The 25648-nt window shown below is 62.6% G+C and carries 24 protein-coding genes; 9 read left to right on the forward strand and 15 right to left on the reverse strand.

Going from position 1 to position 25648, the window contains the following annotated elements; genetic code table 11:
* Positions 1–45: 45 nt before the first annotated feature.
* From ACZ6WW_RS18090 to ACZ6WW_RS18105, 4 genes are all read right to left on the reverse strand, one after another.
* Positions 46–825: a CPBP family glutamic-type intramembrane protease gene (locus ACZ6WW_RS18090; RefSeq protein ID WP_465275418.1), complete on the reverse strand. Its 780-nt coding sequence runs from the start codon at positions 823–825 to the stop codon at positions 46–48.
* A gap of 14 nt (positions 826–839) precedes the next feature.
* Positions 840–1052, reverse strand: a complete 213-nt coding sequence (locus ACZ6WW_RS18095) for a type II toxin-antitoxin system antitoxin (RefSeq protein WP_465275419.1) — start codon at positions 1050–1052, stop codon at positions 840–842.
* 3 nt (positions 1053–1055) lie between these two features.
* Positions 1056–1916 (reverse strand): SPFH domain-containing protein, encoded by an 861-nt coding sequence (locus ACZ6WW_RS18100; protein WP_465275420.1) that lies wholly within the window; start codon positions 1914–1916, stop codon positions 1056–1058.
* A gap of 66 nt (positions 1917–1982) precedes the next feature.
* Positions 1983–3473, reverse strand: a complete 1491-nt coding sequence (locus ACZ6WW_RS18105) for a transglutaminase-like domain-containing protein (RefSeq protein WP_465275421.1) — start codon at positions 3471–3473, stop codon at positions 1983–1985.
* A 146-nt stretch (positions 3474–3619) separates the two neighbouring features.
* Here ACZ6WW_RS18105 and purT point away from each other — a divergent pair, with 146 nt between their 5' ends.
* Both purT and ACZ6WW_RS18115 read left to right on the forward strand, forming a co-directional pair.
* Positions 3620–4801, forward strand: a complete 1182-nt coding sequence (gene purT / locus ACZ6WW_RS18110; protein WP_465275422.1) for a formate-dependent phosphoribosylglycinamide formyltransferase — start codon at positions 3620–3622, stop codon at positions 4799–4801.
* 225 nt (positions 4802–5026) lie between these two features.
* Complete coding sequence (locus ACZ6WW_RS18115; RefSeq protein WP_465275423.1) at positions 5027–6556, forward strand: FMN-binding glutamate synthase family protein; 1530 nt, start codon at positions 5027–5029, stop codon at positions 6554–6556.
* A 6-nt stretch (positions 6557–6562) separates the two neighbouring features.
* Here the strand turns inward: ACZ6WW_RS18115 and ACZ6WW_RS18120 are convergent, their stop codons facing one another.
* The 5 genes from ACZ6WW_RS18120 to ACZ6WW_RS18140 all read right to left on the reverse strand — a co-directional run bounded on the left by ACZ6WW_RS18120 (position 6563) and on the right by ACZ6WW_RS18140 (position 11266).
* The gene (locus ACZ6WW_RS18120; protein ID WP_465275424.1) at positions 6563–8389 is read right to left on the reverse strand and encodes a putative bifunctional diguanylate cyclase/phosphodiesterase; all 1827 of its coding nucleotides are present in this window, start codon (positions 8387–8389) and stop codon (positions 6563–6565) included.
* Positions 8390–8509: 120 nt separating this feature from the next.
* Complete coding sequence (locus ACZ6WW_RS18125; protein ID WP_465275425.1) at positions 8510–9214, reverse strand: arginyltransferase; 705 nt, start codon at positions 9212–9214, stop codon at positions 8510–8512.
* 86 nt (positions 9215–9300) lie between these two features.
* Positions 9301–9693, reverse strand: coding sequence for a putative signal transducing protein (locus ACZ6WW_RS18130; RefSeq protein ID WP_281849737.1), 393 nt, complete (start codon positions 9691–9693; stop codon positions 9301–9303).
* Positions 9694–9726: 33 nt separating this feature from the next.
* On the reverse strand, positions 9727–10590 hold the full coding sequence (tesB, locus tag ACZ6WW_RS18135) for an acyl-CoA thioesterase II (protein WP_281849735.1): 864 nt from the start codon (positions 10588–10590) through the stop codon (positions 9727–9729).
* Between the two features lie 67 nt (positions 10591–10657).
* On the reverse strand, positions 10658–11266 hold the full coding sequence (locus tag ACZ6WW_RS18140) for an N-acetylmuramoyl-L-alanine amidase (RefSeq protein WP_465275426.1): 609 nt from the start codon (positions 11264–11266) through the stop codon (positions 10658–10660).
* Positions 11267–11300: 34 nt separating this feature from the next.
* On the opposite strand from ACZ6WW_RS18140, the gene ACZ6WW_RS18145 reads away from it, so the two are divergent.
* The 3 genes from ACZ6WW_RS18145 to ACZ6WW_RS18155 all read left to right on the forward strand — a co-directional run bounded on the left by ACZ6WW_RS18145 (position 11301) and on the right by ACZ6WW_RS18155 (position 14475).
* Complete coding sequence (locus ACZ6WW_RS18145; protein WP_465275427.1) at positions 11301–11828, forward strand: alpha/beta fold hydrolase; 528 nt, start codon at positions 11301–11303, stop codon at positions 11826–11828.
* Positions 11825–14011, forward strand: coding sequence for a bifunctional 23S rRNA (guanine(2069)-N(7))-methyltransferase RlmK/23S rRNA (guanine(2445)-N(2))-methyltransferase RlmL (rlmKL, locus tag ACZ6WW_RS18150; protein WP_281849731.1), 2187 nt, complete (start codon positions 11825–11827; stop codon positions 14009–14011). The genes ACZ6WW_RS18145 and rlmKL overlap by 4 nt, the downstream gene beginning before the upstream one ends.
* Before the next feature lie 62 nt (positions 14012–14073).
* The gene (locus tag ACZ6WW_RS18155) at positions 14074–14475 is read left to right on the forward strand and encodes a hypothetical protein (RefSeq protein WP_281849729.1); all 402 of its coding nucleotides are present in this window, start codon (positions 14074–14076) and stop codon (positions 14473–14475) included.
* Between the two features lie 71 nt (positions 14476–14546).
* On the opposite strand, the gene ACZ6WW_RS18160 is transcribed toward ACZ6WW_RS18155, so the two are convergent.
* Positions 14547–14996: a DUF6491 family protein gene (locus ACZ6WW_RS18160; RefSeq protein WP_465275428.1), complete on the reverse strand. Its 450-nt coding sequence runs from the start codon at positions 14994–14996 to the stop codon at positions 14547–14549.
* Positions 14997–15214: 218 nt separating this feature from the next.
* On the opposite strand from ACZ6WW_RS18160, the gene egtB reads away from it, so the two are divergent.
* Together egtB and egtD are read left to right on the forward strand one after the other, a co-directional pair.
* Positions 15215–16459, forward strand: coding sequence for an ergothioneine biosynthesis protein EgtB (gene egtB, locus ACZ6WW_RS18165; RefSeq protein WP_465275429.1), 1245 nt, complete (start codon positions 15215–15217; stop codon positions 16457–16459).
* Between the two features lie 18 nt (positions 16460–16477).
* Entirely contained in the window at positions 16478–17443 is a 966-nt protein-coding gene (egtD, locus tag ACZ6WW_RS18170) for an L-histidine N(alpha)-methyltransferase (protein ID WP_465275528.1), read from the forward strand.
* Between the two features lie 236 nt (positions 17444–17679).
* On the opposite strand, the gene ACZ6WW_RS18175 is transcribed toward egtD, so the two are convergent.
* The 3 genes from ACZ6WW_RS18175 to ACZ6WW_RS18185 all read right to left on the reverse strand — a co-directional run bounded on the left by ACZ6WW_RS18175 (position 17680) and on the right by ACZ6WW_RS18185 (position 23210).
* On the reverse strand, positions 17680–18705 hold the full coding sequence (locus ACZ6WW_RS18175) for a S41 family peptidase (RefSeq protein ID WP_465275430.1): 1026 nt from the start codon (positions 18703–18705) through the stop codon (positions 17680–17682).
* 335 nt (positions 18706–19040) lie between these two features.
* A complete protein-coding gene (mfd, locus tag ACZ6WW_RS18180) occupies positions 19041–22499 on the reverse strand; it encodes a transcription-repair coupling factor (protein ID WP_465275431.1) in 3459 nt (1152 codons plus the stop codon).
* A gap of 96 nt (positions 22500–22595) precedes the next feature.
* Complete coding sequence (locus ACZ6WW_RS18185) at positions 22596–23210, reverse strand: GNAT family N-acetyltransferase (protein ID WP_465275432.1); 615 nt, start codon at positions 23208–23210, stop codon at positions 22596–22598.
* 191 nt (positions 23211–23401) lie between these two features.
* On the opposite strand from ACZ6WW_RS18185, the gene ACZ6WW_RS18190 reads away from it, so the two are divergent.
* Positions 23402–23779, forward strand: coding sequence for an MmcQ/YjbR family DNA-binding protein (locus ACZ6WW_RS18190; protein ID WP_465275433.1), 378 nt, complete (start codon positions 23402–23404; stop codon positions 23777–23779).
* 6 nt (positions 23780–23785) lie between these two features.
* Positions 23786–24178 (forward strand): VOC family protein, encoded by a 393-nt coding sequence (locus ACZ6WW_RS18195; RefSeq protein WP_465275434.1) that lies wholly within the window; start codon positions 23786–23788, stop codon positions 24176–24178.
* 4 nt (positions 24179–24182) lie between these two features.
* On the opposite strand, the gene ACZ6WW_RS18200 is transcribed toward ACZ6WW_RS18195, so the two are convergent.
* Positions 24183–25091 carry a cation diffusion facilitator family transporter gene (locus ACZ6WW_RS18200; RefSeq protein ID WP_465275435.1) on the reverse strand — a complete coding sequence of 303 codons (909 nt, stop codon included), beginning with the start codon at positions 25089–25091 and terminating at the stop codon, positions 24183–24185.
* Between the two features lie 30 nt (positions 25092–25121).
* Positions 25122–25625: a Slp family lipoprotein gene (locus ACZ6WW_RS18205; protein WP_281849720.1), complete on the reverse strand. Its 504-nt coding sequence runs from the start codon at positions 25623–25625 to the stop codon at positions 25122–25124.
* Positions 25626–25648 lie beyond the last annotated feature (23 nt).

Genomic DNA, 25648 nt, shown 5'->3' on the forward strand with positions numbered 1-25648 from the left:
GTTTCCGCCCGATGCCCCGGACCGACCATCCGCTTCTTGCTCGGATCAGCCCATCAGCAAGGGCAACAGCACATGCAGCACAAGGTCGGCGGAAAAGTGCGCGACCATCGCGTGTTCCAGCCCGTATTTCCAATACACGCCCCCGAAGAAAATGCCGATGACGGCATTGAGACCGATGACGCGCGTTACGGCGAATGCGGTCGGATGTACGCCGCTGGCGATCATGGCGGGCAGGTGCCCCGCACCAAAGAGCACGGCGGCAAGGACGATCGCCACGATATACATCCAGCGAGAGGCCTGCCGATGATTGAGCAGCGCCAGCAACCAGACGAACAGGCCGACCAGGAACAACCGGCACAGCGTCTCCTCGACGATGCCACCATAGAACGAGGCCAGCGCGCCGCGCCAGGCCATGCCGGTTCCGGCGTTGCCGGCATGATGAGCGACAGCCCCTGCTCCGGCGTGCGTCAACGCGATCACGATCAATGCGCCAATCACACCCAGGCCGATCGCCAACAGCCAATGTCCTTGCCTGGCGAAACGGCGGTGCTCGATCCACGCCTGCAGCCAGGGTGCGCCAAGACCGTGACGTGCGCCAAGGATCAGACCCGCCCAGCCCAACAGGAAACACATGACGCCCGATTGCAGCGCCTGCAAGGCCATGACCTGCCACAACGGCAGCGTCACCCGCGCGTATGCGTGCGGCATCAAGGCCATCTGATACGGTTGCACCAGCAGGTTCGCCACGATGGCGGCGAGGCCCAGATACAAGGCAAGCCGAAGGTGAGCACGCCGTTGCGGGAGTGCGGGAGGAAGCGTATTCATGGAAGTAACTCCGATCAGCTATCGGTATCGTTGCTTTCGTCGATTGCGTCGTCTATGACCGGTGTGATGCCGCCGGGTTTGAGCCTGTCGTGCTTGCGCAGGGCATCGCGCAACACGAATTCGATCTGGGCGTTGACGCTGCGCAGGTCGTCGTCGGCCCAACGCTGCATGGCGTCGAGCACGGTGGCGCTGATGCGCAGCGGATAGGCTTTTTTATCGGCTGCCATTCGTCAGCTGTAGATGGTGCCGGTGTTGACTACCGGTTGCGTCGAACGATCGCCGCACAGCACGACCAGCAGGTTGCTGACCATGGCGGCCTTGCGCTCTTCGTCCAGTTCCACCACGCCTTGCTGACGCAGTTTTTCCAGCGCCATGGCGACCATGCCGACTGCGCCTTCGACGATGCGTTCGCGTGCCGCCACGATCGCGTTCGCCTGCTGCCGTTGCAGCATCGCCTGGGCAATTTCCTGTGCGTAGGCAAGGTGGCTGATGCGTGCTTCGATGACGCTGACGCCGGCTTTTTCAAGACGCGCCTGAATCTCGTCGCGCAGGTGATTGTTGATCACCTCGCCGTGACTGCGCAGCGATGGTTTGCCATCGTCATGCGCATCGTAAGGATAGTTTTGCGCCATCTGGCGCAGCGCCGATTCGCTCTGGATATGCACGAAGTTTTCGTAATCGTCCACACAGAACACGGCCTCGGCCGTATCCACAACCTGCCAGACCACGATGGCGGCGATCTCGATCGGGTTGCCGTCTGCGTCGTTGACTTTCAACTTGCTACTTTCGAAATTGCGCACCCGCAACGAGAGACGGCGACGGCTGTAGAACGGGTTGGTCCAGCGTAGACCTTCCAGGCGTACCGTACCGGAGTACTTGCCGAACAGCTGCAGTACCTGCCCCTCGTTCGGCGCGACCTGGAAGAAACCCTTGGCCAGGAAAGCGGCGAGGATATGGAACGGTACGCCCAGCAATACCGCGCGCGCATCGTGGTCGGCATTCAGGTAAAAAGCCGCGCCGACGATCGCCAGCACGATGCAGAACAGCACCATCGGAATACCGGCGACGGAAAACCCTTCACGCTCGTTCATGACTACCCTCCCTTAGGTGGGAGAAGTAGATATCAAAAAGATATCATATTGCAAGTGCTGCCGGATTCAGATCGACGGCCCGGCCGGTGGCGGGGACGAGAACAGCTCCCAATAAGCACTCGCATCCTCGATGTGCAGGGTGGCGAACACGTTGCTGGCATTGAAGAAATGCCAGGGATCGCCGTCGCCCGAATCGATCGCGATATGGGTGGTATCGAAACGGCGCAGGGCCGCGTCGTAGCTCTGCCAGCGCCCATTGACCCAGGCTTGCACCCAGGCGTGGGGAAGGAAGACGCGCGAGCTTCCGGCGTAGCGATCGGCATAGACCATGCCCGTGACCATGCGTGCCGGGATGCCCTGCGCGCGGGCCAGCGCGGTCAGCAGGATCGCGTATTCGGTGCAGTCGCCCTGGTGGCTGCCCACCACCTCCAGCGCCGAGGCATAGCCCACATCCAGGCCGTGCTCGGTAATGTAGTTACTGACGAAGACGCGCATCCGGCGCATTTTTTCCTGGTCGCTGCTGGCACTGCCCACGGCCACGGCAGCCAGCTCCCGGATGGCCGGTGCATCCGATTGCACCCAGAGATTGGCCTTGCGATCGGCGTCGGTTGGCGGCGGCTGCCCACCAGGGTGCGACACGCCGACATCGACTTGCCAATCGCCGCTAGGCAGGCGCAATACGCGTTGTTCGTCGGTATTGATCACCGGTTGCGGGGAATCGCCGCTGACGCGAATGCGATAGCGCAGGAAGGCATCGCGCATATACACCGGCAGCGGGCGCGGCGAGTCGATCATGGCCGCACGAAACATGTCCAGGTCCTGCTCCGGCGCCAGCGCACAGCTGCGGTCGCAGGCCAGCATTTCCAGCTGGCGTCCCATCATCGTCAAGACGCCCTTGCGAACCTGCCCATCGCGGTCGAGCCACAGGTCGATGGTCTGCAGGCCCCTGGATGTCTGCAAGGTTTGCCGTTGGTGATTGAGCATTTCCGTGCTGCCCGGCAGCTCCACCGGTTCGTAACCCAATACGTCGACCTGGATCGGCACCGCCTGCTGGGTGGCCTGATCGAACACGCGTACCTGGTAACGCTGACCGGTGTGGCCGGCCTGGGCCAGCATCGTTCGGCGCAGGCCTTCGGCCATCAGCGAGCCCTGCGGCCAGTCGATACTCGATAGCTGTTCCATGCCGCCGACATTGCTCACGACCTTGTACGAACCATCCGCCTGGCGGCTGCCATTGACAGTGCTGTCGATGGCCGACATCGAAGTGCGAGAGGCGAAAGCCAGTGGTTCCCCGCCCAGCGTTTCCACGCTGCGGGTCATATTGCTCATCGGGATGCTCTTGCCATTGCGGTTGAGCAGGATCGTCAGCGACTGGGTAGTGACGATCCGGTCGCTGTCGCGCTCATGCTCGATCAGCAGATGGCCGATCTTGCGCCCGGCCAGGCGCACACTCATCCAGGTTTCGTCGGATGTGCCGACATTGGCCTGGGCTGGCAGCCAGGCGGGTACGCACCATAACAGCACCAGCAAGAGCAGGGCGGTCGTACGGCTACGCATGATGAGTGTCCTGGGGTGGGACAGCTACAGTGAACGCCTGGAAAAGCCCGGCGTCAATCTGCCATGCAGCGTAATCTGATGGATAGGCGTTTCCATGGCCAATTGCGCTCCACTTACAATAGCCAATTGGACCACCGGAGATCCCAATGAAGCCTTTCGGCACCCCGCATTCCGACCATGCCCTGCGCGTCCTGCTGCTCGGCTCCGGCGAGCTTGGCAAGGAAGTGGCCATCGAGCTGCAGCGTTATGCCGTCGAGGTCATTGCCGTCGATCGCTACGCACACGCACCGGCCATGCAGGTGGCGCATCGCAGCCACGTGATCGACATGCTCGATGGGGCTGCTTTGCGCGCGCTGATCGAGCAGGAAAAGCCCGATCTGGTTGTGCCAGAAATCGAGGCCATCCACACACCGACCCTGGTCGAACTGGAAAAGACCGGTCTGAAGGTGATCCCGACCGCGCGTGCCGCACTGCTCACCATGGACCGCGAAGGCATTCGCCGCCTAGCCGCCGAAGAGTTGAAGTTGCCGACTTCACCGTACCGCTTCTGCGACAGCGTGGGCGAATACCGCGAGGCTGCCGCCACGCTCGGCCTGCCGTTCGTGATCAAGCCGGTGATGAGCTCCTCCGGCAAGGGCCAGAGCGTGGTCAAGCGCGAGGACCAGCTCGATGCCGCCTGGGACTATGCCCAATCCGGCGGCCGTGCCGGCAAGGGGCGGGTGATCGTCGAGGGGTTTATCGACTTCGATTACGAAATCACCCTGTTGACCGTGCGCCACAAGGACGGGGTCAGTTTCTGCGCGCCGATCGGGCATCGCCAGGAAGATGGCGACTACCGCGAGTCCTGGCAACCGCAGCCGATGAGCGAGCTGGCCTTGGCCGACGCGCAGCGCCAGGCGGAGGCGATCACCGGCGCACTGGGTGGCTGGGGTGTCTTTGGCGTGGAGTTTTTCGTCAAGGGCGACGCGGTGATTTTCTCGGAGGTCAGCCCGCGTCCGCACGACACCGGCCTGGTGACCCTGGTATCGCAGGAGCTATCCGAATTCGCCTTGCACGCGCGCGCCATCCTCGGCCTGCCAATTCCAGTGATTCGTCAGCTCGGCCCCTCGGCGTCCTGCGCGGTGCTGGTGGAAGGCGAGGGTGAGGCGCCGCGTTACCAGGGGGTGGCCGAAGCGCTGGTCGAGGCGGACACGCAGCTGCGCATCTTCGGTAAGCCGACGGTAAAAGGCCGCCGCCGCATGGCGGTCACCCTGGCCCGCGACGAGGACATCGAGGCGGCCAAGGCCAAGGCGATTCGCGCCGCCAGGAAATTACGCGTAGAAATCTAAAGCCTCTCCTATCCGTCATCCCGGCGAAGGCCGGGATCCATTCCTCAGCGCAGAGGCTTGCCACACCTTATCTGACGGGCGAAAACTGAGGAATGGGTCCTGGCCTTCGCCGGGACGACGGCAGAAGGCGAGGCTTTTCGAGACTCCCTTTCATCGCCTCGAAAGCATCAAGCATGCAGTCGGGTATACGCTAGCCCGATTCGAATCACCGCAACGGAGCGCAGTATGGGATTTGCACATTGGTTGATCGTGGTTGTCGAGACTTTCGCGGCCCTGTTCATTCTGCTGTTGGTGATCCTGGTGGCGGTCATCGCCGTGGTCTGGATGGTCGACCGCAATCAGGAGGCCAATTCGGTCTTGCGCAACTTCCCGGTGATCGGCCACTTCCGTTACTGGTTTTTGCACCTGGGCGAGTTCTTCCGCCAGTACCTGTATTCCAGCGACCGCGAAGAAATGCCGTTCAATCGCGCGCAGCGCACCTGGGTTTATCGCGCCGCCAAGAACGTCGACAACACTAACGCCTTCGGCTCCAGTCGCGACCTGCGCGGCGAAGGCGTGCCGTTCTTCGTCAATGCACCATTTCCGGCGCTGGGCGAGCAGGCGGTCGAGCCCAAGCCAGTGACGATCGGGCCGTACGCACGCGAGCCATACAGCCATTCGGCGTTCTTCAATATCTCCGCGATGAGCTTCGGCGCCCTGTCGGCACCGGCGGTGCGCGCGCTATCGCATGGTGCGGCGAAGGCCGGCATCTGGATGGATACGGGTGAGGGCGGTCTGGCGCCGTATCACCTCGAAGGCGGTTGCGACATCGTGTTCGAGATCGGCACGGCCAAGTACGGTGTACGCACAGCGGATGGCAAACTCGACGACGACAAGTTGAAGGCGATCTGCGCGCACAAGCAGGTCAAGATGGTCAGCATCAAGCTCGGTCAGGGCGCCAAGCCCGGCATGGGCGGCTTGTTGCCGGGCGCGAAGGTGACGCCGGAAATCGCCGCCATCCGTGGCATTGCGGTGGGCGAGGATTCGCAGAGCCCGAATCGCCATACCGACATCGGCAACATCTACGAGCTGCTCGACAAGGTCGCGCACATCCGCGACCTGACCGGCAAGCCGACCGGCTTCAAGGCGGTCTTTGGCGGAGTCGAATGGATCGTCGAGCTGTGCGATGAAATCCATCGCCGCGGCATTGAAAGCGCGCCTGATTTCATCATCATCGACGGTTCCGAAGGTGGCACCGGTGCGGCGCCGCAAACCTTGATGGAAGGTGTCGGCCTGCCGCTTCACGAAGCGCTGCCGGCGGTGATCAACGTGCTGATCGAAAAGGGCCTGCGCGATCGCGTCAAGGTGATCTGCTCGGGCAAGTGCATCACGGCCTACGATGTGGCCTGGGCCATCTCGATCGGCGCCGACTTCGTCAATTCGGCACGCGGCTTCATGCTTGCGCTCGGGTGCATCCAGTCGCTGCAGTGCAATCGCAATACCTGTCCTACCGGCATCACCACGCAAAATTCCAAGTTGCAGCGTGGCCTGGTCGTCACCGACAAGAGCGAGCGCGTATTCCACTACGCACGTAACGTGATGCAGGAAGTGGGCATCATTGCGCACAGCTGTGGCGTGGACGAGCCGCGTCAGCTCGATCGTACGCACTGCCGTGTCGTTGGCGACGATGGCCTGTCGGTGCCGTTGATCAAACTGTTTCCGTATCCGAAGCTGCCGGCCAATGCGCAGGCGGAGAAAGCCGCGGAAATCCAGTAAGGCGAATCAGGGCGCTTGCCGCGAACGCATGCCGCGGTAAGCGTCCAGCCAGACGGACACCTCGTCCGCCGGCATCGGATAGGCCACGTGAAAGCCCTGCGCTTCATCGCAGGCCATGCCGAGCACGCTGTCGTAGATGTGCTCGGTTTCGACGCCTTCCACGACCACGCGAAAATCCATGCTGCGCGCCAGCTCCGCCACCGAGCGCACGATCGCTTCGTCGTGGCGGCTGGTCGTCATGCCGCGTACAAAGGATTGATCGATCTTGAGGCTGGTCGCCGGCATCTGCCGCAAGGCGGCCAGGTTGCTGTAGCCGGTGCCGAAATCGTCGATGGCAATGCCGGTACCCAGTCGGCGAATCGCGCTGAGATAGCGGCGCGTGGTGATGCTGTGTTCCATCAAGGTACTTTCGGTGAACTCCAGTTCGAGCGTGGCCAGATCGACCGAGTGACGTTCGGCAGCCTGGCGAAGACGATCGACCAGGCCGGTACTCAGATCGGTGTTGGAGACATTGATCGACAGATGGATCTGATGTCCCTGGTTTCGCCACACGGCCAGTTGCGCGAGGCTGCGATCGAGTACCCACTGGGTCAGCGAATGCATCAGTCCGGCGCGTTCGGCCAGACCGATGAACTGGGTTGGCGGGATCGGGCCGAGTGTTGGATGTTTCCAGCGGGCGAGGGCTTCGACGCCGACGCAGCGGCCGCTATCGAGATCGACGCGCGGCTGATAGTGCAGATCCAGCTCGGTGTGATCGGCGAGCGCCGCGGCAAGTTCGGTAACCAGGAAAAACTCCTGGCGCTGCTGTTCATCCTGCGCGTGGTCGTAGACGGCCCAGCCGCGTGCACTCGATTGCGCCGCATACGAGGCGCTCATCACCAGGCGCAGCGGATCGCCGCCGCGCAATTCGCTGGCTTGGATCTTCAGCAGGCCCACGCCAGGCTGGATGGTCAGCGGTATGCCCAGGCAGTCGAAAGGGCGGCGAAGCAGCGCCACCAGCGCGTCCAGGCGCGCCGGATCGATCAGCATGTTGCGATCGGGAAGCAGCGCCGCAAAACGGGTTACCCCGACCTGGTACAGGTGGACATCGGTAGACATCCAGCTCTGCGTGCGCTGCGCCACCAGCCGGATCAGCTCGTCGGCGTAGGTGTGCCCCATGGCGCGAATGAAAGCATTGAAACGTTGCACCGGTGCCACGTCGATGGCAATCACCCAGGCATGCGGCACGTCGCGCATGTGGGCGCGCATATCCTCGAAGAACGCATTGCGATGCGGCAGTTGCGTGACCGGATCGGTGCGGCCCAGGTAGCTGCGCAACACCACGCCTGCGCCGGCGAGTGCGGCGGCATCGCGTAATGCGCTGCGTTCGCTTTCGCTCAAGTTCGCACGCGGATGGATGTCCATCGCGCACAGTGCGCCGATGTGTTGGCCGGTCAGCGTAAAAACCGGTTCGCTGGCGAAAAAGCGGATCGGCTCAGGCGTCGCTGCGAAGCCAAGATCGGTATCGCCGAAGCGTTCGTCCAGGCGCGTATCCAGAATCAATTGTCCGGCCTGATGCCGCGCCGCTTCGTTATAAAACGGATGCAGCGCTTGCGGACTGTGGATAGGCGTGGTGCCGCCGCTCGTATACCAATAGGTTTCACCGCTGCTGAGCACCAGCGACACCAGCGGTACGCCGAGCGAGTGTGAAGCCAGACGCACGACAGCGTCGAATCCGGGCACGGCAAAACCTTCCGCAGCGGTGTTGCCTGCAGACAAGGGAGTGGCTGCGGACGGAGAATCCTGAAGCCCGGCCGCGTGCAACCCCGGGGCGGTGCCCGTGGTCGTATGCATCGCGAATACCCCCTGACAAAAACGCGTAACGTCCTCTGGACGAGACTACTGCGCTGATGCCTTCGGGGGCAATCTCAAAGTGTTATTGAGAAAGTATTTGCGATGCTGCGGAGGTGTTGGCTATTCCATCGCCGCCCAGCCGGCTGTCCCGCGGACCTGCAGCGGGCGGAACCGTCGCTTGTAATCCATCTTCGGATGCCCCTCGATCCAGAAGCCGAGATAGACCCAGGGCAAACCACGTCGCCTGGCCAGGGCAACCTGTTGCAGGATCGCGAACGTCCCTAGGCTGCGTGCATGTTCGTCGGGATCGAAGAACGTATAGACGGCCGAGAGGCCGTTGGTGCACACGTCGGTGACCGCGACACCGACAAGGCGTTTGGCCAGACGCATTTCGAGAAACAGCGTCGGGCTCCACGGCGCGGTGAGAAACCGGCGAAAATCGCTGGCATCGGCTTCGTCCATGCCGCCGCCGGGATGACGCTGGCGCAGATAGCGCTCGTACAAGGTGTGGCGCTCGGCGTTGTAACCGGCCATCGATTCGCTGATCACGATATCGGCGTTGCGTTTCGTGCAGCGCTTTTGCGCACGATCGGGCGCGAAATGTTCCACGTCGATGCGGCAAGGCGTGCACGCGCGACACTGACCGCAATGGGGTAGATACAGGTGCCCGCCGGCACGACGAAAACCACGTTCCAGCGCCGCGCCGTACAACTGGTCCAGCTGCGGCGCAGCCGGATCGATCACCAGATTCTGTGCCGTGCGCTCGGCAAAATAGCCGCAACTGTGCGGCAGGGTCTGGAACAGGCGGACGTTATCGGAGCGCATGGCCCGATTCTATGCCTGCTTTGGGGCGCTTTGGCTAGTCGATTTGCGCCCGTAGAAACTTACAGGGACGGCGCTTTGCCGGCCATTCAGATCACGCCCATGTAGCGGAGCATGGTAATGACGAAGGCCCCGGCGACCGCCAGCAGGACGATCCGGCGAATGCGGGTGGCCACATCGCGGCGTTTCGCCTCCGGTGCCGGGTTACGTGCGGCAGCCAGTTCCTCGCCATGGCGGATCACCGGCTCGATACCGACCTCACGCAGCGCGCTGCGGGCACGCGTGTAGTCATCGGCGTGGTTGACCCAGACCTGGGGCCAGCTGTCGCGGTTTTCCCGGCGCTGGGAATAGCTGAAGCGCTCGTAGTTGGGCTTGTTCCAATTGGAACGATTGTTCACCGTGGTCTCGATGCCCTGTTCCTTGAGCAATTCGACGACTTTATCGATGTTTTCCGGGCGGGGAGAGGTATAGATCTGGCGCATGGTGCTGAGTTTACCCGCAGGTGCGTGGCAAGGTTATTCCCGCAGCCGAATCAGCCCTTCCTGCGCGCTCGAGGCGATCAGGCGGCCGTCACGGCTGAAGATCTGGCCACGGGCCAGACCGCGGGCGCCCTGGGCGGTGGGGCTGTCGAAGGAGTAGAGCAGCCAGTCGTCCATGCGGAACGGGCGGTGGAACCACAGCGCGTGGTCCAGGCTCGCCATCTGCACGTTGTGCGTGTAGTAGGAGATGCCGTGCGGCAGCGTCGCCGTGCCGATCAGGTTGAAATCCGAGGCATAGGCGAGCAGGGCGCGGTGCAGGGCAGGCGAGTCGCCTACGGGAGCCGCGGCACGAAACCAGATGTGCTGGATCGGCGGGCGCTTGACCGGCTTGAGCTTGTCCTGCGGCCAGACATGGCGGAACTCGATCGGGGCATCGACGCCGAGCCAGCGCTGGATCTTTTCCGGCAGCTTGGCCATCTGCTCGGGCGACAGCGGCTGCATCGGCTCGATGTCCTCGGGCATGGGCACCTCGGGCATCGACGATTGATGCTCGAAGCCGCCTTCCTCGATCTGGAACGAGATCGAGCCATTCAAGATCGGCTGGCCGTGCTGGATCGCCACCACTCGCCGGGACGAGAACGTACCGCCGTCGCGCGTGCGTTCCACGCTGTAGACGATCGGCGCGTCGATATCGCCGGCACGCAGGAAATACGCATGCAGCGAATGGGCGGTACGTGACGCATCGACCGTCTGCTGCGCCGCCGAGAGGGCCTGGCCGAGCACCTGGCCGCCGAAGACGAATTGCGTGCCGATATCGCGGCTTTGGCCGCGAAACAGGTTGTCTTCCAGACGTTCCAGATCGAGCAGGTCGACCAGCTCGCTGACGTGCGCTTGTTTCATGACGATTCGGCCCTTGCCGGTTGTTGCAAAACGGGAAGTATAGCGGTGTGGCCCCTGTTCCCAGCTGTCACGGGCGATGGCTGATCCGTTCCAGCCCGCTGTCCTTCAGTACGGCGTCCCAAGGGAACTGCGGGCCCGGATCCAGCTTGCGCGGTACCTCTTTGGACGAGTCGTCGCTGGCGGGCATCCGCGCCAGATCCAGGTCCTCGTGGCCGGCAATCTGCCGAAGCTCGGGGAAATCCTGCCGGAGCTGGGCCAGCAGCGCGCGCAGGGCGGCGATCTGGGCGGCGGTATAGGGCTCGGTCATGGTCTGGTGATGCGAGTCCCACCAGTTCGGGTAGCGGCCCAGGTTGACCAGCTCGATGCCGATCGAGTGAGGATTTTGCCCACGCACATGGTTGGCCACGCGGGTACCCGGCACGTAACGATAGATCGAGCCGTCGCGGTCGACGTAGTAATGGCCGCTCGCCCCGGTGCCGTTGTCGTAGAGCACGCGCTCGCCGTATTCGCGTGCGGTCGCCAGATCCGGCAGCTCGGTGCAGTGAATCACCACCAGCGTCACCGCCGAGGCGGGGCGTTCGGGCAGCTTTTCGACATAGGGCAGCGGTTGATCGTGAATGGTCAGCATGGCCCATAGCGTATCCGAGGCAGGTAGGGCGCGTGTTGCCGGTATCATGGCGGGGATACCCGAAAAGCTTATGGAGACCGCGATGCGCGGCCAGATCATCCTTTCCCACGGTTCGGACTCCAGTCCGGACGCCACCAAGGTCAGCGCGCTGGCAGCGCTTGCCGAATCGCTCGGCTGGCAGACCCAGCGCCCCGATTACCGCGAAGACGACGCACTCGGCCATGTCGGCTCGGTGGCGCCGCGTATCGCCCGGCTGCGCGCGGCCGTCCAGGCCCAGTCCACGCCACCGATCCTGGTGGGTTCGAGCATGGGCGCCTTCGTGTCCGGGCTGGTCTCGCGCGATGTGCCGGTCGCCGGTCTGTTTCTGCTGGCGACGCCGCCAGAGATTCCGGGCTTTGCCGAAGGCTTCGATATGCGTCGTGATGTGCCGACGGAGCTGATCCACGGCTGGCGCGACGACATCTGCCCGCTCGAGCCGATCTTCCGTTTTGCCGGCGAGCGCCGCGTGCCGCTGCTGGTGCTGGACGACGACCATCGACTCAGCGACTGCATCGATACGATCGCATCGCAGTTTCAGCTGTTCCTCGACCGCGTGGCGAAAGCATCGTGAGCGCTTATTTCGCTACCTGCCCCAAGGGCCTGGAATACCTGCTGCGCGACGAGCTGATTGCGCTGGGTGCGTCCGATGTGCGTGAGGCATTGGCCGGCGTGTATTTTGCCGGCGAGCTGGAAATCGCCTATCGCGCCTGCCTGTGGTCGCGGCTGGCCAGTCGCATCCTGCTGCCATTGGCGGAGTTCGACGCGGCCGATGGCGATGCGTTGTATGCCGGCGTGCAATCGATCGACTGGTCCGAGCATCTTGCCTCGCATGCCACTCTGGCGATCGACGCGGTGACCGGACAAAGCAAGCTGACGCATAGCCAGTTCATCGCCTTGAAGGCGAAAGACGCCATCGTCGACCAGTTTCGCCAGCGCGATGGCACGCGTCCGGATGTCGACACCGACGAGCCGGACGTACGCATCAATCTGCGCTTGCGCCGTGATCGCGCGACGATCTCGATCGACCTTGCCGGCTCGCCGCTGCATCGCCGTGGCTGGCGCGAGCTGCAGGGCGAAGCGCCACTGAAGGAAAACCTCGCCGCCGCGATGTTGCTGCGCGCGCGCTGGCCGGAGATGTACAAGGAAGGCGGCGCCTTGCTCGATCCGATGTGCGGTTCGGGTACCTTGCTGATCGAAGGCGCTTTGATGGCCGCCGATGTCGCACCGGGTCTTCGCCGCGATTACTTCGGTTTTCTCGGCTGGCACAAGCACGATATCGCGCTGTGGCGCCGCCTGCTCGACGAAGCACGCGAGCGTGCCGACAACGGCCTGCGCGCCTTGCGCAGCTGCTTCTTCGGTTCCGACTCCGATGCACGCATGGTGCAGACCGCCAAGCGCAACGCGCAGGAAGCTGGCGTCGCCGGCTTCTTTACGCTGGACAAGCACGATGCCTTGCATGTCTCGCCGCCGCCGGGCGTCGAGCGTGGTCTGGTCATCACCAATCCGCCCTATGGCGAGCGCCTGGGCGAACGTGGCCAGATGCCGGCGTTGTATCGCGCACTCGGTGAAATGCTGCGTGCTCGTTTTGCGGGCTGGCGCGCTGCCGTACTCGCGGGCGATGAGGAACTCGGTCGTGCCATGCCGCTGCGCGCCGAAAAACGCTATGCGCTTTACAACGGCGCATTGGAAACGGTGCTGTTGTTGTTCGAACTGCATGCGCGCGACGAGACACCGCGCGAAGCGAAGCCGCTATCGGCTGGCGCGCAGATGCTGAAGAACCGGCTGGAGAAAAACCTGCGCCATCTGCGCAAGCAACTTGAGCGCGAAGGCATTCATTGTTGGCGCGCTTACGATCAGGACCTGCCCGAGTACGCCGCCGCGATCGACGTGTATGGCGACGCCGAAGGCAACCAGTGGTTACACGTGCAGGAATATCGCGCGCCGGCGGAAATACCGGTGGAAACCACGCGTCAGCGATTGCGCGAGATAGTCCGTGTCGCCGGTGAAGTATTCGGCGTATCGCGCGAACGTATCGCGTTGAAGACGCGCGAACGCGGCAAGGGCGGCTCCAAGTACGGCCAGTTCGACCAGCGCGGCGAATTTGTCGAAGTGGAAGAAGGTGGGCTGAATTTCCTGATCAATCTGACCGACTATCTCGATACCGGTCTGTTTCTGGATCACCGCTGGGTGCGTGGGCGTCTGCGCGAACTGGCTGAAGGGCGCCGGTTCCTGAATCTGTTTGCCTATACCGCCACGGCCAGCGTCTATGCGGCGGCCGGTGGAGCGCGCGATACCACCAGCGTGGACCTGTCCGGGACCTACCTGGAGTGGGCGTCGCGCAATCTTGCGCTTAACGGATTCACCGGCGCGCGCCACCGTCTGATCCAGGCGGATACGCTGGAATTCCTGCAGCGCGAGCGCGACCATTTCGGTCTCATCTACGTTGATCCGCCGACGTTTTCCAACTCCAAACGGGCCGACGATTTCGACGTACAACGCGATCACGTCAAGCTGCTGGAAGCATGCGGCGACCGCCTGGGTCGCGACGGCGTCATCGTTTTTTCAAATAATTTCAGGAAGTTCAAGCTGGATCGTGAGGCGCTGGAGCAACGTTTCATCATCGAGGATGTCAGCCAGGTCAGTATCCCGTTCGACTTTGCGCGCCGCAACGATATTCACGGTTGCTGGCTGTTGCGTTCACGCCAAGCTGACGCGTCGATTAACCCCTGGGACACCGCTCGGATCAAAAAGTAAACCCTTCAGTTCACATTAATCCCGCGGGATTAGCATAGGCATCGTATTCACGGAGGTGTGTCATGACCAAGCGTTTCAGTGGTGCAAAGATCCTTGCCGTTAGCCTTGCCTTGGCGGGAATGGTGGCAGCACCGCTCACCGCATCGGCGCACGGCTGGGGCGGTTATCGTGGCGGTTACGGTTACCACGGCGGCTATCACGGTGGTTACTACGGCGGTTATCACCGCGGTGGTGGTTACTGGAGTGGCGGTCGCTGGGTGGCAGGTGCAATCCTGACCGGTGTTGCCGCAGGTGTGGTTGCAGACGCGCTGCGCCCGGATCCGTACTATGCCCCGCGCGTGGTCTACACGCAGCCGACGGTGGTGTATGAGGACGCGCCTGTTGTGACCCGTCGCGTGGTTGAAACCCGCACGGTTTACGAAGACCCGGGTTACACCCGTTATGTTCGCGACGACGGTTATTGATCGCGAGCGTTGAATAGAAAGCAAAAAAAGCCCGGCATCGGCCGGGCTTTTTTTGTCCGATCGGAACGTGCCTAGGGCTTGTTTCCGCTCGGTTCGGCACCATTACCGTGGCGAGTCGCTTTCGCGCTCAGCTTGTCGAACGTCGGCTTGTCGATGATTCGAACGGAGTGGAGCGCGCAAGGCGGTTGATCGCGTGAGCGTACCGATTCCCCGGCTTCGCCGCAGATGCGGCCGAGCGAGTTGAGCTGGTTCGCTTCGTTGGCGCGGAAGATCAAGCCTTGACGGCCGACGCCGAGGCGAGGGCAATCGTTTTGAAGTTTCACGACATAGCGTTGAGGTCCGGTACGAACGATCGCCGTGCGCGCGTCGACGATATGCCATTCGTCGATGCGATCAGTGCGGATGCACGAACTGACAGGCCGCAAGGGTTTGAACAGCGGAGCGGGCGTGTCGGCGGCATGAGCGGCCGCGGTAACGGCAACGAGAAGCAGGGAGAGCAGGGTGGGTTTCAAGGCGTTCATCGAATCACCTCATGGATAGGGATACCCGGGGCCGGGCGAGCCGGCCCGGTCAGCTACTGCAGGCCACACTGTAAACCATCCGCCATCGGTGCATCACAAGATATAAACGGGGCCTCGGGCATGGTGATAGGCATGTCTTTTTACAGCGATGACGGTCTGGCAGGGACGGACGGCAGGGAGCGATCGAGCCGCTGTCAGCGTCCCTCGGGGAGAACCTCATGAGCCCGGCCTCCATACAGGTAGCTACCGAGCTGTCCGAGCGTTACACCCGCGTGCGCGGGTGCAGCATCGCGCTTACCGCGGGCCTCAGTGCCGAAGATATGCAGATCCAGTCCATGCCCGATGCAAGCCCGGGCAAATGGAACCTGGCGCATACCACCTGGTTCTTCGAACAATTCGTGTTGGGGCAGGACAGTCGCTATCGGCCTTACAACACGGATTGGCATTATCTGTTCAACTCCTACTATCAATCGGTCGGGCCGATGCACGCGCGACCGCAGCGTGGCCTGCTGTCGCGCCCAGCGTTGGCCGATGTGCTGGCCTATCGGCGATATGTCGATGACGCGCTGCAAGAGCTGTTGAGCGGTGATGTTCCCGCTGCAGTGCTGGCGACTATCGAGCTTGGCCTGCACCACGAGCAGCAGCATCAAGAGCTGTTGCTTACCGATATCCAGCACGCACTTTCGTGCAATCCGCTGAAGCCGGCTTACAGCGCCGCTATCGACACGCCGTCGACAACCTCGGTTCCTATGACGTTTATACCGGGCCACGAAGGCCTGGTTCATATCGGGCATGCCGGCGATGACTTTGCCTTCGACAACGAAGGCCCGCGTCATCGCGTGTGGCTCGAGCCTCACGCACTCGCCAACCGTCCGGTGAGCAATGCCGAGTACGCGTCGTTTATTCACGATGGTGGTTATCGCGAGCCGACGCTGTGGCTTTCCGAAGGCTGGGCGACGGTACAGCGCGAACAGTGGCAGCGTCCGATGTATTGGCAGGACGATCTTGCCAGCGCGTTTACGCTGCATGGCGTGCGTCCGCTCGATCCGCATGCACCGGTGTGCCATCTGAGCTACTACGAGGCCGATGCATTCGCTCGCTGGGCGGGTGCACGCCTGCCGACAGAAGCGGAATGGGAACATGCCGCCGAGCATGTGCCGATCGATGGCAATCTGCTCGATCGCGCGCCACGGCTGCCGCGCGCCGCAAGTGGCGACGGCCTGTTGCATATGTATGGCGATGTCTGGGAATGGACCTCGTCGGCGTACGGCAGCTATCCAGGCTTCAAGACGCTTCCCGGCGCACTGGGCGAATACAACGGTAAATTCATGAGCGGACAGATGGTGTTGCGCGGCGGTTCGTTTGCGACACCGCGCGATCATATTCGCAGCAGTTATCGCAATTTTTTCCCGCCCGATGCGCGTTGGCAGTTCATGGGGCTTCGTCTGGCGCAGGACCGATAAGAGTACCGATGCATGAGCATGCAGGCGTATGAACTTCGCGACGACGATCGTCGCCCCCCGATCAACGATGTCCTGGAAGTGGTACAACGCGGCTTGCGCTTGCAGCCCAAACGCTTGCCATCGTGGCTGTTTTACGACGAGCGTGGCTCGCAGTTGTTCGAGGACATCTGCGATCAACCGGAGTATTACCTCACTCGCGCGGAAATCGATCTGCTCAATGTGCACGCCGGTGACATCGCCGAGGTGTTGGGCGAGGACGTGCGCCTGATCGAATATGGCAGCGGCAGCGCCATCAAGACGCGCATGCTGCTCGAGCAGTTGCGCTCGCCGGTGTCGTATATGCCGGTGGAGATTTCGCCCGAACCGCTGCGTCAGAGCGTGCAGAGCTTCAGCGAGTTGTTTCCGGAGCTGACGATCCAGCCGTTCTGTGCGGACTTCACCCGCCCGTTGCGCTTGCCGGTTCCGCCGCGCGCTCCGCGCCGCAACGTCATCTATTTCCCGGGATCGACCATCGGCAATTTCGAGGCGCGCGATGCGATCGATCTGCTGCGCAAGATGCGCAACGAAATGGGCGAGGGCGGCGGTGTCCTGATCGGCGTGGATTTGAAGAAAGACCCCTCGGTGATCGAGGCGGCTTACAACGATAAGGCTGGTGTCACTGCCGAGTTCACGCTCAATATGCTGGTGCGGCTCAACCGGGAGATCGGCAGCGATTTCGATCTCTCCACCTTTCGCCACCGTGCGCATTACAACCCGATGGCCGGGCGCATCGAGACGCATATTGTCAGCGCGCGTAGCCAGCAAGTGCGGATCGGGCGGATGCATGTCGGCTTTGGCGACGGCGAAGCGATGCAGGTGGAGTACAGCTGCAAATATTCGCTGGAAGATTTCGCCACACTTGCTGCGCATGCCGGGTTGAAAGTGCGGCATGTTTGGCTTGATCCCCAGCAGCTTTTCAGTGTGCAGTTTCTCGTGCGTGCCTGAGTAGTACCAGCTTTTCTGCGGGAGCGACTTCAGGGAACCTTTAAAAACTGACTTTTCGCGCTCTTGAGGGCAAAAACGCCCCCGTGAAACAGGGCTCGTGTTTAGTCACCCAACGGGGTGTCGGAAGCGACTTTTCTTTGAGCCGATGGCGCCCTTGGCGCCATCGGCTTTACACCGCTATTACTCCATGGTGCTGCAGTTGCGCCAGGCACACCAAGAAGAGGCATAACGATCGATTACGGTTTTGGCGCGGGCTCGTCCTTGGCCGGCTGCTTTGCAATATCGTCCTTGATCATTTGCATAGCCGTGGCTTTTTCCTCGCCGACCGGCGTCACCACGTCCGGCTTTACGCCGACGCCTTCCCAGCCTTCCTGAGTGCGCGGAGCAACCACCATCTTGACCGGCAGGAAAACACTCAGGCCGTGGCCAAGGTCTTCGATGCTGCCGGCTATGCCCGCGCCCGCGGTGGTCTGGCCGATAATGGTGGCGCGATGCAGGCGCTGCATTGCATAAGCGAAACCTTCGGTAGCCGAGGCCGTATGGTCGTTGACCAGGATGTAAAGCTTGGCATCGGTCAGGCGCTTGCCTGGCACGTAATCGTAGGTCCACTCCTGCTCGTCGTCGCTACGGTCTTTGTGGAAACCGTTGAGATAGAACTGCTCGTTGCCGACGTCGTAGAAATACGAAGCGAAGAAGCGGCCGATCGTGCCACTGCCGCCGGGGTTGTTGCGGATGTCGATGATCACGTACTTGGCGTGCGCCGCGAGACCCATTGCATTGGCGACCGCCTCGTAGTTGTCCTTGCCTTGGCCCCAGGAACCTTGCGACTGGATATAGGCACTGGCCAGATTCTTGTCCAGTTCCACCGACTCAATGCTTGCGTCGACACCAAGGGGTTTGCTGCTTGCGCTCGCGTTCGCGGCTGTCGTGTGACGGAAACTCTTGTCGCAGAACACATGCAGATGGACATCCTTGTGCGTGCTGCGCAGATCGTCTGTCACTTTCTTGGCCAGGTCGCAATGGTCAAGGCCGTGATAGCGGTTGGACTTGGCGGCATCATTCAGCGCTTGCGCGTAGCGCTTGGAGAGGTCGGGAAAAGGGTAGTGCTTGACCAGATCCTGGCTGAGCGTTTTCAGCACGTCACGAATGTCGTTGTCGGGAAGTGCCTGATCGTCGGCATGGCCCATGGTGGCAAAGGACAGCAGCAAACCGCTCAATAAAGCGGGAATGAGCGCGCCGCGGCGCGTCGGGGTAGCAGTCATGGTGTCGCGAATCCGGGATGGTGCGCACCGGGATTGGTGCGGCGCAGCGAGCGTAGGAATCGACCACTCAGGTAGTCAATCATGACTCATGGCATGGGCTGCCGGATTTGGCTTTTCCAAATGCAAGGTAAGAAAAAGCGCCCAGGTAGGGAGGCTTCGCTTGCGGCTTGCAATGGTGGCCAGGGTCGGAGTCGGGCCGGACGTACACGCCTTTGCAGTCCGCTTCACCGAGGGTTTTACGGGTTCCCTTCAGTCGCGATGGGCCTGCCTTGAGGCAAGTTCCTGTCGAGACTGAAAAGTCGCTCTCACATGAATCTGTCCGTGTAGCTCTCTTCTTATCCAGGCCGCTGCGCACCCAGGGCTACCAGCACATCCTGAGCACTACGAATGCGCTCGGTGGCGCCAGGGAGCTCCAACGTAACGCGCAGCTTGTCCTGGCCCTCCAGCTTGTAGACGCGCGGCAGGCGCTGAACCAGCTTGATGATCGTCATCGGATCCACTTCCGGCTTGTCGCGGAAAACGATGCGACCACCATTGGGGCCGAAGTCGAGCTTGCGAATACCTAGCGGCGTGGCCATCAGCTTCAACCCGGCGATGGCAAACAGTTGCTTGGTCGGGTCGGGCAGCAAGCCGAAGCGATCGATCATTTCCACTTGCAGGTCGCGCAGCGAATCTTCATTGCGCGCGCTGGCGATGCGCTTGTACAGCGTCAGGCGCGTATGCACGTCCGGCAGGTAATCGTCGGGTATCAGCGCAGGCAGATGCAGTTCGACTTCGGTCTCGTGCTCGCTGGTGAGATCGAAGTCCGGCACCTTGCCCGATTTGAGCGCGCGCACGGCTCGCTCCAGCAACTCGGTGTAGAGACCGAAGCCGATCTCCTGGATCTGGCCGGATTGCTCGTCGCCAAGCAGTTCGCCGGCACCGCGAATTTCCAGGTCGTGCGTGGCCAGGGTAAAGCCCGCGCCCAGTTCCTCCAGCGACGCCAAGGCTTCCAGGCGCTTCTCGGCATCAGCGGTCATGGCCTTGCGATCGGGCACGACCAGATAGGCATAAGCGCGGTGATGCGAGCGGCCGACGCGGCCGCGCAGCTGATGCAGCTGGGCCAAGCCGAAGCGGTCCGCGCGGTCGATGATGATGGTGTTGGCCGTCGGGATGTCGATGCCGGTTTCGATAATTGTCGTGCACACCAGCACGTTGAAGCGCTGGCGGTGGAAGTCCGCCATCACCCGCTCCAGCTCGCGCTCGGGCATCTGGCCGTGGGCGATACCGATACGCGCCTCGGGGATCAACTCCTCGATCTCGCGCGCGGTACGTTCGATGGTGTTGACCTCGTTGTGCAGGAAATACACCTGGCCGCCGCGTTGCAGCTCGCGTTGGAACGCCTCGCGGATCAGCGCCGGCTCCCATGCCGAAATAAACGTGCGCACCGCCATGCGATGCGCGGGCGGCGTGGCGATCAGCGACAGGTCGCGCAAGCCGCTCATCGCCATGTTCAGCGTGCGCGGGATCGGCGTGGCGGTCATGGTCAGCAGGTCGACTTCCGCGCGCAGCTTTTTCAGCTGCTCTTTCTGGCGCACGCCGAAACGTTGTTCTTCGTCGACGATGACCAGGCCGAGGTCCTTGAACTTGATATCCGGCTGCAAGAGCTTGTGCGTGCCGATGATGACGTCGATCTGCCCCTCGGCGAGGCGCTTGAGCGCTTCGTTGACTTCCTTGGTGGATTTGAAACGCGACAACACGTCGACGCGAACCGGCCAGTCGGCGAAGCGGTCGGCGAAGTTGCGGTAATGCTGCTGCGCCAGCAATGTGGTCGGCACCAGGACCGCGACCTGCTTGCCGGCGGTGGCGGCAGCGAACGCAGCGCGCAGTGCGACCTCCGTCTTGCCGAAGCCGACATCGCCACAGATCACGCGATCCATGGCACGCGGTGCGGCAAGGTCGCCGAGGACGGCGCCGATGGCATGTTCCTGGTCCGGTGTTTCCTCGAAGGGGAAGCTGGCACCAAACTCTTCGATCAGCTGGCGATCGATCGAAAGCGACTGACCGCCACGCGCTTCGCGTTGTGCATAGATCGCCAGCAGTTCGGCGGCGACATCGCGCACTTTTTCGGCGGCTTTCTTGCGCGCGCGCTCCCACGCATCGCCGCCCAGCGAATGCAACGGCGCTAGTTCGGGCGCGGTGCCGGAGTAGCGACTGACCAGGCCCAATTGCGCCACGGGCACATACAGCTTGTCACCCTTGGCGTATTCGATGGTGAGGAATTCGCCGGCCATGCCGCCGACATCCATCGAGATCAGGCCCTGATAGCGCCCCACACCCTGATCGACATGCACGATCGGCGCGCCGATCGTGAGCTCGGTGAGATCGCGGATGATGCTTTCCGGATCACGCTCCGCACCACGGCGACGCTTGCGTTCGGTACGCACGCGCTCGCCGTAGAGTTCGCGCTCGGTCAGTACGGTAAGCGCGGGTCGGGTGATCGCAAAACCCTGTTCCAGTGCGGCTGTAGTGATGGCGAACTTGGGTGCGGCGCCCGTTGCAGGGACGAAGCTATGCCAGTTTTCGACGCTGTCGGGTTTCATCCCGGCGGCGGCCAGCGTTTCGATCAGGGCTTCGCGGCGGCCGGCTGAATCGGCGGCAATCAGCACACGGCCGGGATAGCTCGCCATGAAGTGGCGTAACGACGTGCCGGGTTCTTCGCCCTTGCGGTTGATCGGCAGCTCCGGCGCCGGCTGCGTACCGGTGTCGACGGCGTGCTCGTGCCCGCTGGGTACGACTTCCACGCGCAGGCGCTTGTTGAGCTGCTCGCGCAATTGTTCCGGTGACAGGTACAGCTCCGCCGGCGGCAGCACCGGGCGCTCGATGTCATGCGCGCGCTGGTCGTAGCGTTCGCCTGTCTGTTGCCAGAACTGTTGGGCGGAGTCGAGCGCTCCCTCGGCGAGCAGGAACACGGCCGTCTCGGAGAGGTAATCGAACAGCGTCGCGGTCTGCTCGAAGAACAGCGGCAGGTAGTACTCGATGCCGCCTGGTGTCACGCCTTCTTTCATGTCCTGGTAAAGCGGGCAGCGACGCACGTCGATCGGAAACCGCTCGCGCAGTTTGCCGCGGAAGTCCTTGGCCGCCGTATCGGTAAGCGGAAACTCGCGTGCGGGCAACAGCTCGACGCGTTCCACCTGTTGATGGGAGCGTTGACTCTCCGGATCGAAGCTGCGAATCGATTCGACCTCGTCATCGAACAGCTCGACGCGATACGGCTCGGCCGTGCCCATCGGAAAGATATCGATCAGCGCACCGCGTATGGCGAAATCGCCCGGTTCGGCCACTTGCGGCACATTGCGATAGCCTGCCGCTTCCAGGCGGCGCTGTTCGGCGCTCAGATCGAATTTCTGGCCCTTTTTCAGCATCAGGCCCGAGCCGGTGATATGGCTGCGTGGCGCGATGCGTTGCATCAGCGTAGCCATCGGCACCACCAGCACGCCGCGCTCGACCGAGGGCAGCTGATAGAGCGTGGCGATGCGCTGCGAAACGATTTCCGGGTGCGGGCTGAAGACGTCGTACGGCAGGGTTTCCCAGTCGGGGAAATGCAGCACCGGCAGGCCGCCGGCGAAGATCCGCAGTTCGTCTTCCAGGGCATGGGCGCGTTGAGTGTCGCGCGTGACCGCCACCAGCAGGCCGCCATGCGAGCGCGCAGCCTCCGCCACCAGCAATGCCCGTGCCGACCCGTGCGGCGGGGTCCAGTAGCGGCGTTGCTTGGGCGTGGTGGGGAGGGGCGGGTGCGAAAGAATGCTTGGCATGAGGACGCGTATGAGATCGCTCGGGACGCCGCGAGCTGCCGCGTCAGGGAAGCGGGCTAGTTTAACGCCTGGGAGGGATGTGCAGCGGGATTGGGGTCAGAGTGCCAGCGAAATCTGCGCCGTCCCCGGCTCATCCGGCAGCAACCGCTGGACGAAGCCCAGTTCGCGGCATAGCTGCAACATGGGGCGGTTTTCCAGCAGCACATAGCCCCAGATCTCGCTCAGCTCGCGGCGGCGGCATTCGTCGACCAGGTGTTGCATGAGCATGGCGCCCAGGCCGAGCCGGGTCCAATCCTGTTCGACCACGATCGAGAACTCGGCACTGTTCGCGGCTTCGTCCACGTAGATACGGCCCACGCCGCGGATCTCGCCGGGCACGACATTTTCGTCTTCCAGCACATAGGCCCGCTCTATGGCCGGATCGATGCGGCAAAGGCGCTGCGCCATCGGCTCGGGCAGCTCGGACATGGAATGCAGGAAGCGGCGACGGATGTCCTCCGGTGACAGTCGCTGGAAGCAGCGCTTGATCGCCGCGACGTCGTTCCCGTCGATATCGCGCAGGCGCAGCTCCCGCCCATCGTGGATGCGCACCAATTCACCCTGGGCCTGCCGTACCAGCTGCAGGCGCGCGAAGCGTTCGCGGCCGCGCGGAGGCAGCGGCGCCTGGTGGGGCGTGTCGGTGAGCTGGATGGCGGGGAGGGACATATCCATACTTTACCGTATTGTGTGCACTGCAACATGAACAGAAAGCTTGAAATGAGGCTTTGAAGAGAGCGTTTTGCCGCAAGTGCGGCATCCAGGCGAGCCGGTATACCCGATCTTGCGGCACGCCGCGTTGAGCTGGTGTGGTGCCGGCCCCTCGCCTCAGAATGCAAGGCTGAACCTACTGACGAGGCGGACGCATGAGCAAAGGCCTGAGTACCGAGCGGCTGGAGCAGCTTTGCAGCGGGTGGCCCGGCGTGACCCGCGACATCAAATGGGGCGACGCGCTGGTTTTCAGCGTTGGCGGCAAGATGTTCGTGGTGGCTTCGAGTGAGCGTGGTCAGGACGGGCGCCTGATGTTCAAGGTCCCGGACGAGCGCTTTCTGGAACTGACCGATCAGGAGGGCATGGCACCGGCGCCTTATCTGGCGCGGGCGCACTGGATCGCCGTCACCGATCGTCGCCGCTTCACCACCGCGACGCTGGAAAAACTGATCCGCGGCGCCTATCTCCAGGTACGCTCCAAACTCACCAAGAAACTGCAGGCGGCGATCGGCCCCGCACCCTTCAAGGAATAAGCAAGCATGAAGCAACATATCGGCAGCTTTGCGCTGCTGGTCGCCGACTACGACGAAGCGATCGCCTGGTACACCCGCGCACTGGGCTTCGAACTGGTCGAGGACGCCGACCTGGGCGGCGGCAAGCGCTGGGTCTTGCTGACACCGCCAGGCGCAAAGGAAACCCGCATTCTGCTGGCTCAGGCCGTCGGCGAAGCACAGACCGCGCGTATCGGCGACCAGGCAGGCGGTCGTGTCTGGTTATTTCTGCACACGGACGACTTTGATCGGGATTGGCGTCGCATGCGCACACAAGGCGTGCATTTTCGCGAAGAGCCGCGACACGAGCCGTATGGCACGGTGGCGGTGTTTGAGGATCTTTATGGGAATGCTTGGGACTTGCTTGAGTTGAAACGTTGACGCGCTAGTCTGCAATATCCGGCTCAAAAAAACTCCACCGAACATCCGGGAAAGCCTCTTTCATCGCCTTCTCGGTGCGGTTGATCGCCTCGATAAAGCTGCGCTGATCCGGCGCCGGCGCCATGCGTGCCTTCACGGCGACCATCACGTCCGGTCCCATTTGCAAGGTCAGCAGGTTGAGTACGGCGTCGACCTCGGGGCGCGCGTTCAAGAAGGCGATCAATGCCTCGCGCTGTTCCGGCTCGACGCCCTGGCCGATCAGCAGCGCCTTCACTTCGTTGGCGACGGCAACGGCAACGATGACGAGCAGGATGCCGATGGCGATGGTGCCGGCGGCGTCGAACAGCAGGTTGCCGGTGATCATCGTGGCGACCACAGCAATAAACGCGAGCGTCAAGCCAAGCAGGGCGGCGAGGTCTTCGCCAAAGATCACCAGCAGTTCGCTCGAGCGCGTTTCGCGGAACCAGCGCCACAGGCTGCGCGAGCCACGCGCCTTGTTTACTTCCTGCAGGCAGCCGTGCATCGAGATACCTTCGACCACGATGCTGAAACCCAGCACGCCCACGGCAAGCCATGGCCAGCTCAATGGCTCGGGATGGCTGAGCTTGTGCACGCCCTCATAGATCGAAAACATGCCGCCGACGCTGAACAGCAGCATCGCCACCAGAAACGACCAGAAATACATCACGCGGCCCCAGCCGAGCGGGTATTCCGCCGAGGGCGGCCGCTTGGCCTGTCGCATGCCCACCAGGAGCAAACCCTGGTTGGCGCAGTCGGCGAGCGAATGCACCGCTTCGGCCAGCATGGCGCCGGAGCCGGTCATGACGGCGGCGATCAGCTTGGCGATAAAGATCGCGAAATTGGCACCCAGAGCGAGCAGGATCGCTCTGAGCGAGTTGGCGTGTCCGGACATCGAGCTTTCCTTGAACGAATCGCGTGGGATTTAGCGGATACCGACGCCCACGCCTACACCGAAATTGACCTTGCCGCCCTGCATCTCCGACGTCGACCAGATATGCGATTGCGTCACGCCGACCAAGGGAAAGGCGTAATCGGCTTCACCCACCTTGCCGGAGCGATTGCCGCTGAGATGGCCGGTGACGGTAATCGGGGCGCCTTGCGGGTAATCGATCGATTCCACATAGCCAGGCATGGTCGCGATAAATCGTCCCATGCCATTGCCGCTCAGCTTGGGTCGCTGAGAGCTGTCCAGCGGATAGGCGAGGATCTCGATTTCGCTATGGTCGGCGAGGTTGTTCACTTGCACGATACGGCCACCCCAGATCACGTCGTGGCCGCTGTACTGTTCCGGCGTCTGCGAGACTTGCGCCGGCGCGACGACCACGTTGGCCGCGGTAGGCTTGTAGATCGGTGCCGGGGCGCAGGCACTCAGGGCCAGCAGCGCAGCCGGAGCGGCCAGGCGGATCAGTAGCGGGGCAAAACGCATGACCGTACTCCTCAGGAAGTGGG

The sequence above is a fragment of the Dyella sp. NPDC103356 genome (assembly GCF_055584465.1).